13 protein-coding genes and 1 tRNA gene are annotated in these 16,909 nt (G+C 51.3%); 6 read left to right on the plus strand and 8 right to left on the minus strand.

All coding sequences use genetic code 11. From position 1 onward, the window contains the following. Positions 1-7: 7 nt before the first annotated feature. Entirely contained in the window at positions 8-352 is a 345-nt protein-coding gene (locus tag AC5JMP_RS15385) for a DUF6439 family protein (protein ID WP_495852365.1), read from the minus strand. A 185-nt stretch (positions 353-537) separates the two neighbouring features. Between AC5JMP_RS15385 and AC5JMP_RS15390 the strand changes: the two genes are divergently transcribed. Together AC5JMP_RS15390 and AC5JMP_RS15395 are read left to right on the plus strand one after the other, a co-directional pair. After that, positions 538-903: a sll0565 family protein gene (locus tag AC5JMP_RS15390; RefSeq protein WP_495852366.1), complete on the plus strand. Its 366-nt coding sequence runs from the start codon at positions 538-540 to the stop codon at positions 901-903. A 72-nt stretch (positions 904-975) separates the two neighbouring features. After that, a tRNA-His gene (locus tag AC5JMP_RS15395) sits at positions 976-1,048 on the plus strand. Positions 1,049-1,090: 42 nt separating this feature from the next. Here AC5JMP_RS15395 and AC5JMP_RS15400 read toward each other — a convergent pair. Beyond that, positions 1,091-2,851 (minus strand): TolC family protein, encoded by a 1,761-nt coding sequence (locus AC5JMP_RS15400; RefSeq protein ID WP_495852367.1) that lies wholly within the window; start codon positions 2,849-2,851, stop codon positions 1,091-1,093. Between the two features lie 394 nt (positions 2,852-3,245). Between AC5JMP_RS15400 and AC5JMP_RS15405 the strand changes: the two genes are divergently transcribed. Next, positions 3,246-3,917: a DUF305 domain-containing protein gene (locus AC5JMP_RS15405; protein ID WP_495852368.1), complete on the plus strand. Its 672-nt coding sequence runs from the start codon at positions 3,246-3,248 to the stop codon at positions 3,915-3,917. Positions 3,918-3,924: 7 nt separating this feature from the next. On the opposite strand, the gene AC5JMP_RS15410 is transcribed toward AC5JMP_RS15405, so the two are convergent. The 3 genes from AC5JMP_RS15410 to AC5JMP_RS15420 all read right to left on the minus strand — a co-directional run bounded on the left by AC5JMP_RS15410 (position 3,925) and on the right by AC5JMP_RS15420 (position 10,175). Further along, the gene (locus AC5JMP_RS15410) at positions 3,925-5,532 is read right to left on the minus strand and encodes an FAD-dependent oxidoreductase (protein WP_495852369.1); all 1,608 of its coding nucleotides are present in this window, start codon (positions 5,530-5,532) and stop codon (positions 3,925-3,927) included. A gap of 14 nt (positions 5,533-5,546) precedes the next feature. Further along, complete coding sequence (locus tag AC5JMP_RS15415) at positions 5,547-8,483, minus strand: tetratricopeptide repeat protein (protein WP_495852370.1); 2,937 nt, start codon at positions 8,481-8,483, stop codon at positions 5,547-5,549. Positions 8,484-8,798: 315 nt separating this feature from the next. Continuing rightward, the gene (locus AC5JMP_RS15420; protein WP_495852378.1) at positions 8,799-10,175 is read right to left on the minus strand and encodes an ammonium transporter; all 1,377 of its coding nucleotides are present in this window, start codon (positions 10,173-10,175) and stop codon (positions 8,799-8,801) included. A 482-nt stretch (positions 10,176-10,657) separates the two neighbouring features. Here AC5JMP_RS15420 and murD point away from each other — a divergent pair, with 482 nt between their 5' ends. Continuing rightward, the gene (gene murD, locus AC5JMP_RS15425; protein WP_495852371.1) at positions 10,658-12,061 is read left to right on the plus strand and encodes a UDP-N-acetylmuramoyl-L-alanine--D-glutamate ligase; all 1,404 of its coding nucleotides are present in this window, start codon (positions 10,658-10,660) and stop codon (positions 12,059-12,061) included. 7 nt (positions 12,062-12,068) lie between these two features. Here murD and AC5JMP_RS15430 read toward each other — a convergent pair whose 3' ends face one another. After that, entirely contained in the window at positions 12,069-13,001 is a 933-nt protein-coding gene (locus tag AC5JMP_RS15430; protein ID WP_495852372.1) for an AraC family transcriptional regulator, read from the minus strand. Positions 13,002-13,163: 162 nt separating this feature from the next. Here AC5JMP_RS15430 and AC5JMP_RS15435 point away from each other — a divergent pair, with 162 nt between their 5' ends. Both AC5JMP_RS15435 and AC5JMP_RS15440 read left to right on the plus strand, forming a co-directional pair. Next, positions 13,164-13,898 (plus strand): SDR family oxidoreductase, encoded by a 735-nt coding sequence (locus tag AC5JMP_RS15435; protein WP_495852373.1) that lies wholly within the window; start codon positions 13,164-13,166, stop codon positions 13,896-13,898. Between the two features lie 47 nt (positions 13,899-13,945). After that, a complete protein-coding gene (locus tag AC5JMP_RS15440) occupies positions 13,946-15,037 on the plus strand; it encodes an NAD(P)-dependent alcohol dehydrogenase (protein WP_495852374.1) in 1,092 nt (363 codons plus the stop codon). 217 nt (positions 15,038-15,254) lie between these two features. Here the strand turns inward: AC5JMP_RS15440 and AC5JMP_RS15445 are convergent, their stop codons facing one another. Both AC5JMP_RS15445 and AC5JMP_RS15450 read right to left on the minus strand, forming a co-directional pair. Next, positions 15,255-15,884, minus strand: coding sequence for a DUF3592 domain-containing protein (locus AC5JMP_RS15445; RefSeq protein ID WP_495852375.1), 630 nt, complete (start codon positions 15,882-15,884; stop codon positions 15,255-15,257). A gap of 6 nt (positions 15,885-15,890) precedes the next feature. Then, a complete protein-coding gene (locus AC5JMP_RS15450; RefSeq protein ID WP_495852376.1) occupies positions 15,891-16,430 on the minus strand; it encodes a GNAT family N-acetyltransferase in 540 nt (179 codons plus the stop codon). Between the last annotated feature and the right edge of the window lie 479 nt (positions 16,431-16,909).

The raw sequence follows: 16,909 nt of genomic DNA on the forward strand, positions 1-16,909 counted from the left end.
TCACACCTCAATGCCCATGAGTGGGGCAGGGCGGTGCTGAAATGGATCGATCGAGCCAGCCTACCGATTGGTGCAGCCTTGCCAAGGCTTCTTGAGGCTGATCTTTAAGCAGGTATACGAGCGCTGCTGCCGCCTGTTCTCCAGCCCGCACCTTACGGTTTGACTTGAGGCGATGCCAGTCGTCTGGGGCGATCGCCAGACGTTCTGCTAGCGCCTGAGCCAGTTCTACTGTACTCAGCTCAGAAACAGGCTTAGCACCATCTGACAAGCTACTGGCTCTAGGACTAGGCAATGCTTTAATCGGCACCTGATTAGAGACAATTTGAGAAGTAACCTGACTTGAATCAGACATATTCATTAAAATGATGAGCTATTGTAGCAACCGCCAAGGCGGTTAGGACGGGGAAATTTTTGGTGGGGCGCGAAGCGCCCCACCAAAAATGTCTTAAGCAAACTTACGACAGCTGCAAACTGACGAGCTGGGTGAAATGCCAGCGCTATCTCTACTGTACAACGTCAATAAAACTCCCCATAATAATGTCTCCTCAACCTCCTCAACCCGATGCTGACTTTCATGAAACTGACTTTGAGCAATCTCTCCAAGAGGTAGAGCAATCTTTGCTGCTGCTCAAGGCGCGCTATGCCCAAGTTCAGGCAGATCGTCAGCAGCAGGAGGTTTTACAGCAGCGCCTTAGCGAAACCCAACGCCAAATGAGGCGCGATCGCTCTCAGTCTTTGAAGGCTGAACTGAAGCAAATCCAGCAACAGCTTGAAGGACTGGAACTTGCCCTAGAGAGCCAGCTTTTTTCTTGGAGCGGGTTGAAAGAAGTCTTTTGGCAGGCCGTTCGTTTTGGTGGGCTGGGCGTGATGTTGGGGTGGCTGCTAAAATCTCTGGCAGGTTAGTAGCATCCCGTCCGAGGCATTTTACCTCTTGCCTTCTCACCCTAGTCTGATGCTATAATTCATAACCGTACGGCGAGCGTAGCCAAGTGGTTAAGGCAGAGGTTTGTGGTACCTCCATTCGTGGGTTCGATCCCCATCGTTCGCCCTTTTTGTGTACAGTGTCTCTTTTTTGTACAACGTCTAAAGTCTAGGTCGGCGGCTGTTCCGTAAACGGCATTTGGCTAATCGATCGCTGCAATGCGGCTAGAGCGCGATTGTAGCCCAAGATAGTCTGAAGACGATTGCCCTCTGCGCGAGTTAATTCAGTTTGCAATCGAGAGATATCGGTTTGGGTGTCTACCCCCGCCTGAAATCGCAGCCTCGCCAGATCCAGAGCTGCCGCTGCTGCATTGACTGCCTGAGATGCAGTCTGAGTATTGTCGAAATTAGACTGTAGCGTCAAATAAGCTTCTTCCACTTCAAGGCGAATTTGGTCACGGGTGTCAGCAAATCTGGCTTCAGCGATCGCCACATTTGCCGCCTCTTGAGCTGCCCTGGCTTTAGATGCACCGCCGTCAATGAGACGAAAACGCACTCTAGCACCCACCTGGTAATCGTCATTCAAACCATTGCCTTGAAGGAGAGAACTTTGAACGCTGTAGTTAGCAAACGCCGAAACTTGGGGCTTTGACTCTGCTAGAGCGGCACGACGCTGCTGCTGGCTAATGTCTCGCTGCACTAGCTGTTGTTCTAGCTCAGCCCGATTTTGGTAAGCCAACAGAATCGTTTCTTCCAAACTAGAATTCCAGGTGCCCGCCATTTGCACCGGGTCAGCTGCCGATAGACCAATCGACTCGGCAATATTCAGCCGTCGCTTGATCTGGCGGCGCACGACCTGCTGCTGACTCAAGGCAATCACTAGCTCCTGTCGAGCATTGGCTAAGTCAACTTCCGTTTGTAGGCGATCGAATCGAGTGCCGATGCCTGCCTCTTCTGTGGCGATCGCATTCCGTAAACTCAGCTCCGATTGGGCGGCTGCAGCCTGGGCAATTCTCACCTGTCCATCGGCTTGCTGAAGATCATAGTAGGCATTGGTGATATCTAGCTCCAGCGTTTCGGCAACCGTCTTGACTTGCAGCGATTGTGCCTGCACCCGTCCCTCAGCCGCCCGGATCAATGCCGATCGCCGTCCCGAAGTATAGATGTCATAGTTAACCTCTACCGAACCACCCAACAGAGCATCTGCGGAAGTATTGTTATCGCGATCGTTTGCCCGTTGTGCGCTCAAATCAGCCGTGGCATCCACCGTAGGCGAGTTTGCCGCCTGAGCCTCTTGCAGGGCAGCCTGAGTCCGCTCTAGCTCTAGTTGAGCAATTTGCAGCTCCAAATTATTGCGGCGTGCCAGCTCTAGTGCCTGCTCCAGAGTAATAGGAACAACCTCCTGGGTTTCCACTTCGTCAAGCTGCGTCGGGCGAAAAAGATTAGGCGCAGGCGTAAAGTTATCTAGGGCGGGTGAAACTGCTGTTGGCGCTGGTGGGGAAGTAAGAGTTGGGGAGGTAGGGGGTAGGGAGTCAGGAAGCAAGGGCAAAGACTCTTCTGTTGGCGATTCCTTAGCTTCAGCCGGGATAGGGTAGGGAACCGGAATATCGATCGCTTCTACTTGCACAACCAGAGGTCGCAGTTCTAAGGACGGAGCAGACGGAACCGAGGGATTTGGAATAGGGTCTGATAGGGGAATAGGGTCTGATAGGGGAATAAGGTCTGGTAGCGAGACATTGCTTGGCGGTGCGATATTTTCAGGCGGTGCAATATCAGGCGCAGGAATATTCACATCCGGGACAGGCAGACGCTGGGTTGTGTCTCCTCCGCTCGAATCGCCTGCTATGAGGGGAGCCGCGATCGTCCGCTGATTAATATCCCTGCCTAAAATAGCGGCAAAAGCACACACTGTAGCAACTGAAATACGCATAACCTATCCTTGAATTGCAGCCCGACGAAGACAAAGTTCGTGATAGGCAAAACACTTTTCGCCTGTCTATGCTCTTTGCCTGAATCAGTACCAAAATTAGCAAAAGCCTTTAGAAAAAGGTTTTGTCTATTGACTCCGATGATCCGAGTCCTGCTTCATTGATACAGAGTGAAGCCTAGAGGTCAGGAAAATCGATCGCCATTTGCAGCAGATTAAACCGCTATAAAATGAGTCTTACAGGATTATGTTTTTATAGTGAAGAAGCAGCTCGCTACTCGTCATGCCAATTTCATAATCATTTGTAAAGATAATAGAAATACACTGGCTCAGATAGATTTCTGCTCGATCGAAGGGTAAAGCAGAAACCGCATAAAATGCATTAACCCACAAACCTATGAAACTTAAAACTCCCTTACTATCCCTCGCTTTTGCTGGAACCCTGATTCTGAGCGCCTGTTCCAATCCTGATGCCAGCAGCCCCTCTGCTAGCACCTCGCCAGATGGGGCACAATCCATGCCAGGGATGGATCATGGCTCTATGAAGGATCATGGCTCTATGAACATGAGCCTAGGCCCCAAGGATGAAAACTTTGACCTGCGCTTCTTAGACGGCATGACTCCCCATCACGACGGAGCCGTTGTTATGGCGCAAGAGGCACTGCAAAAGTCGCAGCGACCTGAAATCAAGCAGTTGGCTCAAGCCATTATTGAGGCTCAGAAAAAAGAAATTGCCCAGATGCAGCAGTGGAGAAAGGCATGGTATCCCAATGTTGGGGATACGCCAATGATGTACAGCGCAGAAATGGGGCACATGATGCCGATGTCTGCCGAGATGAAATCGAGCATGATGATGAACGTGGACTTGGGAGCCGCAGATAACCAGTTTGATCTGCGCTTCATCAACGCCATGGTTCCCCATCATGAAGGCGCGCTCGTGATGGCACAAGAGGCATTGCAGAAGAGCGATCGCCCCGAAATTAAGCAGCTCGCTCAAGAGATTATCAGCAGTCAGCAGCAGGAAATTTCTCAGATGCAGCAGTGGAAAAAAGCGTGGTATGGGCAGTAGCCAGCGGCTAGGCGATCGCCCCATCAAAGTCTACCGAAACGGCCAGACTTGCATCATACATCCGTCTCTCAAAATCTCCCATGGTGGAGGTTTCGGTCGGATCGTATCTGCCGTAGATTTTTGGCAATCTGTCTGTCTTCACCAGGATATTATGCACTTCTGAGTTGGCGATATCCGAGAGGTTACGGTTGCTGAGATGAGCGATCGCCATGGCAATGCCAACCGCCTGTCCGACCGCCACATTAAATTCCACAATTCGTCCCACAGCGCTAGCGCCGCCTGTAAATCCAGAGGCTGGACTAACTACGGCTAGATTAGAAATCTCTTTGAAAAAAGCGTGGCGCATCCCCACGTTTAGCAGCGGCGCTTTGAAGGCAAACTTTTTCACGCCGACCTTCGCTGCCCGCTGCCACAGACCGAGAATGCCGCCGCGCGTGTCAAAGTGGTAGCCGAAGGTGCCCAATGCCTGAGCAGCAGATACGCCACCCGCCGTCATTTGGGCACCGCTGAGCGGCTCGACCGCACCGACAATATTGCCCGCATGGCGAATGTAGAGTTCTGGAGCGACCCTCACTGATGTTGCCCCTAAACTCTTGAGCCAGCGCTCAACATAGCCCATTTCCTGTAGCATCTCGGCTGTGGGTTTGGCTCCACCACGGGCTAAGGCTTCAGCTTGGGCGGCGTTGACAAAAAACAGCACTCCGTTCCAGAACAGGCGATCGCCCGGAAGCACCGCAATATTGGGATTGTCGAAAATGGCTTTGCTTTCAGGCAGGTAGTGCTTGGAGCCTCGGAAGGCATGATAGGCGATCGACAAAGCACGGCTATAAACATCGATGTAGTCTGTGCCCCAATCCATAGTATTGAGCTGTCCATAGGCACGGGTCAGCGAGTTTCTTAGAAACTGCGCCAGAGAATCATCGCCGCCTGCCGCTATGTCGATCCACTTCTGGGCTTCTACATCCGATGCGTTGATGAAGCGCTTGAGGTAAGCATATTCAATATTTCTCAAGGTCTGCGGACTAAGTCCCTGAGTTGTAAAAACCAGCGTTACCGACAGCTCAGCCTCTGGCAAGCCCAGCGACGCATATCCTACCAGCTTTTTAATGCCTGCCAACTGTGCCAGTTCACCATTTACCGTAGAGTCAATGAACTGCTTGCCCAAAAAAGTCTCGCCTCTAGCAAGCTGCAAGCCCGTAATTTTGCCGCCCGATTTAAGCACAGAGGCAACCTTGGCGTTGCTGAGAATATCTATCCCAACTTCGCCCATCATCTCCCGGAGTACCAGAGTAGCATTGCCGGGGTCGAGCGCCACTTTGTCCACACCCGATCGCTGCAAAAACTCCCGATAGATGGCGGGGGGATCGCCAAAGTTCTCCAGGTAAAAGTTTCGGCGGGTAGGCTCTGGGACGCTGCTGCGATCGAGGTAGGCTAGCCTGCCGCGCACCAGATGACCGCCCACACCGTCTTGAGCATTACCTCGCAGCATCAGGACGCTCTTGGGATAGCGACCTGTGCGGCTGTAGTATTCTCTGGCAGCAGAGACTAGCGCCAAAATTCCGGGAACTTCATCCCCAAATCCAATAAAGTCATAGGAGCGAGTGGCTGTAGTCATAGGTTGCGGCGCCGCTATTTAACATCCGTGATTTCTTGAAACCAGTCATCCTGAGCGAGTTCGCTGAAATTGGTATCGGTCTTGGCTTCCTTGCGATATTTGGGGTTGAGATCGATCGCCTTTTGCAAACTTTCTAGGGCCAGGTCGGCTTCGCCGCGCAGGGCATAGCAAGCCGCCTTGTTGTAGTGGGCGCTGGCATAGTCGGGCTTGATTTTAAGGGCGCGATTAAAGCTGGCGATCGCCTCTTTGTCGCGTCCGAGTTGCAGCAGGGCATAGCCGCGACTGTCCCAGGCTTTGGGCGAATCAGACTTGAGTTGGGTCACTTTGTCGAAAGAGGCGATCGCGTCTTCGTAGCGCTCTAGCTCAAGTTGAGACAACCCGCGATTGAGCCAGGCGGTGGAATTATCGGGATCAGTTTCGGTGGCTTTGTCAAAGGCGGCAAAGGCTTCTTCAGGGCGCTGCATTGTGCCCAAAATTACGCCGCGATTTACCCAGGCTTCGTGGTAGTCGGGCTTAATCTCCAGGGCTTTATCGAAGGCGGCGATCGCTTCATCGGGCTGCTTCAGCCGTCCCAGAGTCACGCCGCGATTCAGCAATGCCTTGTAGTCGTTGGGCTGGAACTTGAGAGCGCTGTCGAATGCCGCCAACGACGCGTCGTACTGCTTCATTTCCTTCAGGAGAATGCCTTGGTGATACCAAGCGATCGCGCTATCGGGCTGGAGCTTGAGAGCATTGTCGAAGGCGGTCAGAGCTTCGTCATTACGCTTTAGCTCTGCCAACGCCATGCCGCACGTCAGCCACAGAGAGGGGCTATCGGGCTGGGTGGCAATCGCTTTTTCCGAGAAGGCGATCGCGGCTTCATGCTGTCCGGCGGCAAACAGCGTTTCGGCTTGCTGAATATAGTCGGCAGGGGTAAAGAATAGCTCCGGCTGGCTTTGTTTCAACGTCTCAAACTGGCTGTAGAGATCGTCCAGGCGCTGCTGAGTGGCGACGATGAAGGAGTCAGCAACAAACTGGGGAGTTACTTCCGAGAGCCGCTGCATAATCTGGTCTTTTTCGGTCTGGGCGGCGGATTGCAGTGCCGTCAGCTGGGTGGCGACCTCCGTTTCTAACGTCCGCAAATTTTGAATCGTCGCCTCGCGCTGGGCAACGGCTCCCGTTTGCAGGTCGGCAAGCTGGTCGGCAAAGCGCCCCTCTAACCTTTCCAGGTTTTGCCGCATTTTATCGCGCTGCGCTTGTACATCTGCCTTCAAGGTCACAAGCTGCGCCACCAAATCGGCTTCGGTTTTTTCTAGACTCTTGAGGATGGCATCTCGCCGCTCTTTGCCGCTGACCTGAAGTTCGGTCAGCTGAGCCGTGAAAGCCTCTTGAAGCTGGTTGATGACTTGCTGCAACTCTTCTTGACGGACTTGGGCAATGCCCTCTAAGCCCGATCGCTGGCTGGCAAAGTCGGCTTCCAAACGATCGAGGGCTTGCTGGAGTTCGGCTTGCTTGGCTTGTGCATCGGTCTGCAGACGCGATCGCTCTGCCGCCATTTCGGTTTCAAGCTGGGTGAGCAGGCGATCGAGATCGGCTCTTTTTGCCTGGGCAGCCTGCTGGAGGTCTGCCTGCTGTTGGACAAAGGCGGCATCGAGCTGCACCATATTTTGCCGAATTGCTTCCTTCTGATTCTGAATATCGGCCTGTAGCTCTGCCAACCGCGCCTTAAACTCAACGCTCATCTGCTGAATGTTCTGGCGAATGTCGGCTTTTTGGCGTTCGGTATCGGCGGTCAGATCCGATCGCTGCACGGCAAAATCTTCGCTCAAACGCCGTAAGCCCTGCCGCATTTCGTCTCGCTGGGTCTGGGCTTCAAGCTGAAGCTGCGATCGCTGATTTGCCAATTCGATCTGAAGCTGCTCCAGGCTTTGCCGCAGGGTATCTAGCTGATTTTGGGTATCAGTTTGAAGCTGGGAGAGCTGACCCATCAGATCGGCTCGGAGGCTGTCCAAATTAGCGAAAACCTGATCTCGGCGCTGAGCAGCATCGGTCTGAATGGCGACAAGCTGTCCAGCAAATTCGGCTTCGATCTGGCGGAGCTGCGTCAGGGCTGCCTCTTTGTGCTGTTGCGTTTCGGTTTGGGTAGATTGCCGTAGATTATCCAGATAGGGCGATAGCTCAGCTTGAAGCTGTCCCAACTGCTGGTAAGTTGCTTCTTTGTGCTGCTGGGCTGCCGATCGCAGTACATCCAGCTCTCCAGCAAATTCGATTCCTGACTGGGCAAAGGACTGTAGCGCTGTATCTTTCTGAGCTTGCGCTACGCCTTGAAGATTAGCTAACTCTGCCGCAAATCCTGCTTGCTGCTCATCTAGATGCCGCTTCGCAACGTCTAGCTGTTGGGCGATCGCCCCAGCAGTCTCCTGCTGACGCTGCGCCACTTCGGCAACTAGCCGCACCAATGTCCCCCGCTTTTCCTCAATTTCCTGCTGAAACGACTCGGCATCTTTGCCCAAATCCTCAGCATAATGCTCGTAATCTCGCAATAGCTTTCTAACTTCTTGCTTCGCTACGCCAATCTGCCCTTCTAGATCGCCCAGTTCTTTCAGGTGCGTTTGAACAATGGCCGTGACTTCTCGGATTACCGATCGCCGCAACAGATAGAGTCCAGCAATTGCTGCCGTCAGTAGTACCGCCAACACCCCCAGCATGATGTTAAACAGCGTTGTCGTGCGGCTCAGGCTACGCAGTCGCTCTAGCTCTTGCTGCTCGTTCTGTGAGAGTGATTGGGCGAGGAGCGGCGAACGGATCGTCATCACTTGGCTGTCTGGAAGCACTGCTGGCATCCAGTTCGCCGATCGCGCTGTAGCTTGCGCTGTAGCCGCAGACAGCAAAAGAATTGAGAGAACCGCGCTGCTCCGCGACACCCCTATGAAGATCTGTCGAGTGAAGATCTGTAGATCTTGGCGCTTCATCCCATTCCCCCTGTCGGTCAAGCTGAGCTTGTTGAGTAATCTTGTTTAGCTATTATCTCAGACGGTTCCTAAAATCTGCTATTGAAAAAGGGGCTGCAATCCTGCAACCCCTTACCTTGTCTAAATGAATCCAGAATTTACACAAATCTAGCTCAAAGAACTCAGCAATTCTTATTTTGAAACAAAGTCCGAAAAAAGCCCGCCTGCGGCGGGCTTTTTTCGGACTTTGTTGGGGGAGTTTGCGCCCTGCGGGCGCAAACTCCCCGATATGAAATTCATCATGAGAGCTGCTGCAAAGAACGCTGCTGCAAAGAACTACGTCTGCGGGATAGAATCCTCGACTAGGGTCATTCCGCCCACAAATTCCTCGCCGTAACCTTCTTCACCATGTTCGCTGACATCCAAGCCCTGATCTTCAATGGAAGGCTTGACACGCAGATCCATAAATAGCGCCAGAAACTTAAGAATGAGGAACGTCCCGATACCCGCAAAAATATAGGTGACAGCCACTCCCAAGAACTGGTTCCAAAGCTGACCTGGGTTGCCGTACAGCAGACCATCAAAACCAGCAGCATTCACCGCCTTGGTACAAAATATGCCTGTGAGCAGCGCTCCAACCGTTCCCCCAACTCCATGGATTGGGAAAGTGTCCAGCGAATCGTCAAACTGAAGCTTCGCTTTCAGGCTGACTGCAAAGAAGCAAACCACTGAGGTGATAGAGCCAATCAAGATTGCGCCGATCGGGGTCACAAAACCAGCGGCAGGTGTAACTCCCACTAGACCAGCCAGGAAACCACTGGCAATACCGACCGCAGTCGGCTTACCGCGCAGCACCCATTCCATCACGACCCAAGTCAGACCCGCAGCAGCAGGAGCGATCGCTGTAGACACGAAAGCCACCGTTGCCAAAGATCCGCCTGCCGCCACGGCGCTTCCAGCATTGAACCCAAACCAGCCGAACCAGAGCATTCCAATCCCTAACATCACGAAAGGCACGTTGTGAGGAACGGTGGGTTGAGCCGGATAATTTTTGCGTGCACCCAGAACCAAAACGGCGACGACCGCTGAAATACCAGAGCTAACGTGAACCACCGTGCCGCCTGCAAAGTCGAGAGCGCCGATATTAATCCCAATGAAACCCTTACCCCAGACCCAGTGAGCCAGAGGAGCGTAAATCAGCGTAGACCACAGCAAGACAAACCAGAAGTATGCCTTGAAGCTCATGCGCTCAACGATCGCTCCAGAGATGAGTGCCGGGGTGATGATGGCAAACATCATCTGGTAGATCATGAAAACCTGGTGAGGAATGGTAGGTGCATACCCGATTGGATCAGGTTGACCTGCCTCAACACCTCCTAGAAACAGCCATCTAAGGCTACCGATAATTGGATTTGACGTATAGGTAAACGTGGGCACACCGTCAGCAGCCACGGCAATCGGGGAAACATCAGTTGGCGCAAAAGCAATGCTATAGCCCCACAACACCCAAGTGACTCCCACAATACCCATTAGCACCAGACTCATCATCATGGTGTTGAGGACATTGCGAGACTTCACCAAGCCCCCGTAGAAAAACGCTAGTCCAGGCGTCATGAACAGAACCAGCGCCGAGCAAATCAACATAAAAGCCGTGTCACCACTGTCAAGCAGACCCGCGACCCTATCGTCTTGTGCCCAGGCAGCGTCTGCCAGAGGACCACCAAAGAAACAGATGGCAAGTAGTACAGTCAGGAAAACTTTCTTCAACACGAGCATGATCCTTAAGATATGTCTGAAACGTACGTTGTGGTAAATAATACCGTAAACTCAGAAATCTCTCTGAGTTTACACGGGCAAATGCTAAAGATCGGGGAGATTCAGTACACAGCCGCATCAGAAACACCAAATTTTTAAGATCTGGGCATTGTTGCGGGAAACTGATGCGGAAACCATTTATCAAAACCACGGCTTGAATGATTGCACCAATTCTGAAGAAATCATTTTGCATCTGAGACTACATTAGTGAGGGCAAACTCGCCTTTTGACTATAAAAAATTTTATTAGGTCGCAATTTCTGTCCAATTTGGCTTTACATCGATACAAATTCACCGCTCAAATGCCGGGGTGAACCCTCACTGCGGTACTATGATTCTGCTTTGCCTGAAGTCGCTAAATCCGAAGTGGCCATTGAAATAATGCTTAGAGCTGAGACGAGGAGTGCCTATGTGATAGGGTTGGGGCGATCGGGAATTGCCGCTGCTCACCTGCTACACCAGGTAGGTTGGCAAGTCACCATCAGCGACTCTGGAACGTCTGATGCGCTCCAGCAGACTCAGCAGGAACTGCAAACAAAGGGTATTGCCGTTCAGTTGGGGCATCGGCTTAAGCCCCAGCCTGATCTGATGCAGCGGATTGTGGTTAGCCCTGGTGTACCCTGGAATCTGCCTGCGCTTATAGAAGCCCGATCGCTAGGCATCGAAACAATCGGCGAGATGGAATTGGCATGGCGATCGCTCCAGTCTTATCCCTGGGTGGGTATTACAGGCACCAATGGCAAGACCACCACAACGGCTCTGATTGCCGCCATCTTTCAGGCTGCCGGACTTCATGCCCCTGCCTGTGGAAATATTGGCTATGCGGCTTGCGATCTGGCGCTCGACACACTCTATCCGGCGTCTGCCACGGGTCAGGTTGACTTTCAGCTTGACTGGGCGATCGCAGAACTCAGCAGCTACCAAATTGAGGCTTCTTCCACCCTTGCTCCCCAAATTGGCATCTGGACGACTTTCACCCCTGATCACCTCAGTCGGCACAAAACCCTAGAGAACTACTACAGCATCAAAGCCCAGCTGCTAAAACAGTCGCAGCATCAGATTTTCAACGGAGATGATCCCTATTTGCGGGGAGCCTCTGATCAGTGGTCACAGGCTTGCTGGACGAGCGTAACAGGTAGAGCCGGACTCTTGGGCGATGCCGATCGCGGGGCATACCTAGAGAACGGGTGGGTAATGGCTCTCGGTGAACCGATCGTCGAAGCCTCAGCTTTACGGATGGTGGGAGCACATAACCAGCAGAACCTGCTGATGGCAGTCTTAGCGGCAAGGCTTGCCGGAATTGAACGAGAGGCGATCGCTGAAGCAGTTGCGGCTTTCCCTGGAGTACCCCATCGCCTAGAATATCTCTGCACATGGGAGGGAATTGATTTTATTAACGACAGCAAAGCGACAAACTATGACGCGGCGCAAGTCGGCTTATCTTCAGTAGCAGCACCCGTGATTTTGATTGCCGGGGGAGAGGCTAAAGCCGGAGATGATACAGGCTGGCTGCAAACTATTCATGACAGAGCGATCGCCGTTTTGCTGATTGGCAAAGCCGCTCCTGCCTTTGCAGAACGCCTCAAACAGGTGGGCTACGCCAATATAGAAATTGTGGAAACGATGGATTGTGCCGTGACAAGAGGGGCAGAACTAGCGCACCAGCTTGGAGCAAAAGTGGTTTTGCTTTCACCTGCCTGCGCCAGCTTTGACCAATATCCTAATTTTGAGCAGAGGGGCGATCACTTTCGGCGATTGTGTCAAGATTTTTTGAACGATCGCTGAGTCATGTTCAGGCTATTCGTAACTGTTCAATATCCCGAATCGGCGGCGCACCAAACATCCGAGAATATTCACGGCTGAACTGTGAAGCACTCTCATACCCCACCTGATAGGCAGCATTAGACGCATCGGAGTTCTCGGAAAGCATTAGACGGCGCGCTTCTAATAGTCTTAATTGCTTTTGATATTGCAGCGGACTCATAGCTGTCACGGCTTTGAAGTGGTGATGAAATGAGGAGGCAGACATCTTCGCTTGTCCTGCTAGATCCTCAATCCGCAACGGTTGGACAAAATCAGCCTTGAGCCGTTTTATCACCTCTGCAATCCGTTGCATATTGCTGCTAGATGTGGCAATTTGACGAACTGCTTCGCCTTGCTCACTCATTAAAAGGCGATAGTAGATTTCACGAATCATTAGCGGCGCAAGGATTGGAATATCCTGTGGCGTATCTAAAAGCTTTGTCAGTCTGAGAACGCAATCGAGCAATGGGATGTCAATAGTGCTGACAAACAGTCCTCTCACAGCGTTCTCTTGCTGACGCTGAATCGTACTGGTTTGAGTAATTAGGTCACACAGCTGATGGGAATCTAACGTTAGTTTAAATCCTAGATAAGGCTTGTCGGGAGTCGCCTCTGTAATAAATGCGCTTAACGGCAAATCAACTGAAACAACCAAGTATTGAGCCGCACCATACCGATAGATTTCCTCATTCAGCAACAGTTCTTTTCTACCTTGAACTAGAATTGCAAAGATCGGGTCACAGACACCGCGTAGTGCAGTGGAAACTAAAGATTCTCGCTGAAATTCCAATTGAGCAATCGCGGTTTGATGAAACCCATCCCCCTTGCCATCCGTGTGCCGGGTGATCAGTGCCGCTAATTCTTGGAACTGCTTCGCGATCTCACCTTGATTGATAACTGAGCCAATGATTTCAGTTGTCATGTTGTTCTATCGACTCATTGAATCCTGCTCCATTCAGCATTATAGAGCACTCAAAAAATTCCAACTTGGAGGATTAGGCAATAACTTGCGAGGTCTGTGTATTTAGCATTCTTGCTTTTACTTCTAATGTAAATAGAAGCAGATCAATCAGGAAAAATGACTATGTTGAACATTAACGAAAAAGTTGTCGCTATTACTGGCGCCAGTAGTGGAATTGGTGAAGCAACCGCTCGATTGCTATCTCAAAATGGCGCAAAAGTCGTTTTGGGGGCGCGGCGGACAGAGAAGCTCGGCAAGATTGTCGAGGAAATTCGTGATCAAGGTAACACAGCAGAATTCAAAGCAGTCGATGTCACAAATCGCGAGGATGTGAAAGCATTCATTCACTTTGCAAAAGATAAATTTGGTCGCGTGGATGTGATTTTTAACAATGCAGGTGTGATGCCTCTATCGCGGATGAATGCCTTAAAAGTCGAGGAGTGGGACAACATGATTAATGTCAACATCCACGGCGTATTGAATGGCATTGCGGCGGGACTGCCAATCATGGAAGCGCAAGGCGGTGGACAATTTATCAATACGGCATCGATCGCCGCGCACATGGTGGGACCCACCAGCGCCGTCTATTCCGCTACAAAATATGCGGTGTGGGCAATCTCTGATGGGCTGCGTCAGGAGTCAAAAAATATCCGCGTTACCCTCATCTCTCCTGGCGTAGTCGAAACCGAACTTGGCTCTGATATCACGGATGATACCAGCAAAGGTTTTTTACAAGAACTTCGCAAGACTGCACTCATGCCAGATGCGATCGCCAGAGCCGTTTTATATGCAATCGCTCAACCTGAAGATGTGGATGTCAATGAAATCATTGTTCGCCCGACAGCAAGCGCCTTCTAGAGCATTGCATATTCATTCCCCTCAGATCACAACCAGGAAAACAGCACATGTCAGAAACGACTAAGCAGAACACTGCGATCGATCTCTCTTACGGACTTGCGGTTCTCAATCAGGGCGATCGCCTTGTTCCCTGGGCATTTGAGCGTCGGCAATTGCGACCGACCGACATCACCATAAAAATTCAGTTCTGTGGCATCTGCCATAGTGATCTGCACGCCATTCGAGGGGTAAGCCGCTTTCCGCTCGTTCCAGGGCATGAGATCGTGGGTGAGGTGACGGCGATCGGCACAGATGTCACAACGTTCCGAGTCGGTGATGCGGTGGCGGTGGGCACGATCGTCGATTCTTGCGGTCATTGCTCTTCGTGCCAACGCCAGCTGGAACAATATTGCTTGGAGGGAGTGACCACCACCTATGATGGCATCGACAGGCAGGATGGCAGCATCACGCGCGGCGGCTACTCCAATGACTATGTCGTCGACGCTCAGTTTGCCTACCATCTCCCCGCTGGTCTTGATCCGGCAAGCGTTGCACCGCTGCTCTGTGCAGGAGTGACCACTTGGTCACCCCTACGTCATTGGGATGTAGGGATTGGCAAGACGGTTGGGATTGTCGGTTTGGGCGGTCTAGGTCACATGGCAGTGAAATTCGCGCATGCGCTGGGGGCTGATGTTGTGCTGTTCAGTACCTCGCCAGATAAGCTTGCCGATGCAAAAGCGCTGGGAGCAGATGAGGCAATCCTCTCAACCGACGAAGCGCAAATGGCAAAGCAAGCCTCACGCTTCGATTTCATTCTCGATACTGTTTCATCTCGTCATCCTCTAAACCCGTATCTGCGATCGCTCAAACTCGACGGGACGCTCTGCTGTCTTGGCATTCCCGCAAATCTGGATTTCAGTCCCGTCTTCCTGACGTTGGGACGGCGACGGCTGGCAAGCTCAGGGGTGGCAGGTACGCTTGAAACGCAGGAGATGCTGGACTTCTGTAGCCAGCACCATATCTCTGCTGATGTCGAAATTATCTCGGCTATGGATATTGAGGATGGGTTTGAACGGCTCGATCGGGGAGAGGTGCGCTATCGTCTGGTGATCGATATGTCTACGCTCGATGTACCAGTCGGGACTATCGCCCTATCTTGATTGTCACGAGATTAGGGTAAGCGGTTCACTACCTTGCTTGCAACGGGCGGCAGAATTGCACCTAGGTAGGTGAGATGTGTCCACTAAAAGACAGTGCAGCCTAATGGCATAGTTGAGCCGACGCAGATAATCTTGCGACCCTAACTAATTCAGCTCAAGGCGTTCGGCTCCAACGTCGTTGGGCTACAATTGCTTGTCCTAGCACTCTTCAACTTCATTAGTTATGCCGAGTGGGAGCAACCATAATTACTATTCCACTAAGCAAGATAAACATGCCCCACCCAATGCCATACCTGAGTCTAGCCAAAGGACTAGCACTTCCTTTGACTATTGCTTGGTGAGGATTACTAGAGTCATATACAATCTCTACTTCTCTTCCCATGCAGAGACTAGAGTTCGGACGATCGACACACATATCATCATCGCCTTCAAATGTGATTATCTCTCCATGTTGAGTTATGAATTGAATAGTGGAGACGTTAACTGCATGCGATATGGGAATACCACCACTCGACGCTGTTCTAGATTCAAGACTTGTCTTAACGATGGTGCCTCTAGTTTCAATAGCATTATTCCAGAAATCACCCGCAGTTTGATAATCTGAGAGTCCTCGGATTGATACAGCTGTTCCAAACAAGATGCAGAGACTAGCAGGAACTCCAGGAAATATGAGGTATTGTATTGTTTGCCAAATGCTGCTTTTTTTCATTTTTATGAATTTCTCCTGCTTACCCACAACCTTGAAATATTCTCCTTGTATATAGCTTAAAGCAGCCCAATGGCAAAATGCAGCGGCGGCAAGTAACCTCGAACTCAGCACCAGGGGCTTTCGACCGTCCGCTACCATGAAGGGTTAGCTCGCACCACGCACCCTAGCATACATAAACGCATCTCTAGGAATTGCTGAAATATTAGGGCGGATCAGATAACAACGCAACCTCCCTTCACACACTAAACCACTCTTCTCCAGAACTTTAACTGAAGCAAGGTTCTCCGTATCGCAAGTTGCCCAAACCCGATAAATTTCTGGCAAGCTAATTGCCCATTCCACTACAGCACGAGCGGACTCTGTTGCATAACCTTGTCCCCAATATTTCTGATTGAGCAGATAACCAAAACCAGCCGCATGATCTTCTAACCAACAACCGATCGTACCAATGGGTCGATCATCGGGCTTGACTGTAAGTACCCAGGAGAAACTACCTGATTCCCATTCTGCCGGACGGCTCTCAAGGGATTTTACAACCTCGCTGACATCAGTACGAGAACCATAATCCATGTAGTGAATGACTGTTGAATCGCTGGCGTATTCAAAGATTGCCTCTGCATCTGAGAGGCGAGGGCGGCGTAAAACAAGCCTTTCCGTTGTAAATACTTCAGGAGCCTGTAACATGAGGGCGCTTTCACCTTTTCAGCAAGTAGCGGGTTCACACGTTTGAGATTATTGGATGTAACCCAACTTTTGAATTCCCCTTAAGGGTACTCTTGAGGATTTTGCGATCGCCCTTAAATATCCTGGTAAAGCTGGACTTTGAACACTAACCGATAAGGTTGCTGCCCTCTCCCCGCAGACAACTGAACGGGCTAACGGTAAAACGCAGCGGCGGCAGATAACTTTGAACTCTCACAGATAGCCTCTGTAACGTCCGCACCAACGCAGTGTTGGGCTGCTGCTGCCGCCAAATTACTCTGTTTCGGCACAGGCTGGGTATTGCTTAATTGGAAAACCAAGCTCACTAACGTCCATGTACTCTCCTTTATAGTTAATAGCGTAGAAAATAAGATGATAAAAAAGAACATTCACTTTAAAGATAAGGTTAATACCAATTTAATGTGAAGCCACATAGAAGAGTGCTTCCAAAATAAAGTTGT

It is taken from the genome of Drouetiella sp., assembly GCF_059504425.1.

Coding starts and splice junctions, on each gene's coding strand:
- AC5JMP_RS15385 (WP_495852365.1), bottom strand. CDS start 352: ATGTCTGATTCAAGTCAGGTTACTTCTCAAATTGTCTCTAATCAGGTG.
- AC5JMP_RS15390 (WP_495852366.1), top strand. CDS start 538: ATGTCTCCTCAACCTCCTCAACCCGATGCTGACTTTCATGAAACTGAC.
- AC5JMP_RS15400 (WP_495852367.1), bottom strand. CDS start 2,851: ATGCGTATTTCAGTTGCTACAGTGTGTGCTTTTGCCGCTATTTTAGGC.
- AC5JMP_RS15405 (WP_495852368.1), top strand. CDS start 3,246: ATGAAACTTAAAACTCCCTTACTATCCCTCGCTTTTGCTGGAACCCTG.
- AC5JMP_RS15410 (WP_495852369.1), bottom strand. CDS start 5,532: ATGACTACAGCCACTCGCTCCTATGACTTTATTGGATTTGGGGATGAA.
- AC5JMP_RS15415 (WP_495852370.1), bottom strand. CDS start 8,483: ATGAAGCGCCAAGATCTACAGATCTTCACTCGACAGATCTTCATAGGG.
- murD (WP_495852371.1), top strand. CDS start 10,658: ATGCTTAGAGCTGAGACGAGGAGTGCCTATGTGATAGGGTTGGGGCGA.
- AC5JMP_RS15430 (WP_495852372.1), bottom strand. CDS start 13,001: ATGACAACTGAAATCATTGGCTCAGTTATCAATCAAGGTGAGATCGCG.
- AC5JMP_RS15435 (WP_495852373.1), top strand. CDS start 13,164: ATGTTGAACATTAACGAAAAAGTTGTCGCTATTACTGGCGCCAGTAGT.
- AC5JMP_RS15440 (WP_495852374.1), top strand. CDS start 13,946: ATGTCAGAAACGACTAAGCAGAACACTGCGATCGATCTCTCTTACGGA.
- AC5JMP_RS15445 (WP_495852375.1), bottom strand. CDS start 15,884: ATGGTAGCGGACGGTCGAAAGCCCCTGGTGCTGAGTTCGAGGTTACTT.
- AC5JMP_RS15450 (WP_495852376.1), bottom strand. CDS start 16,430: ATGTTACAGGCTCCTGAAGTATTTACAACGGAAAGGCTTGTTTTACGC.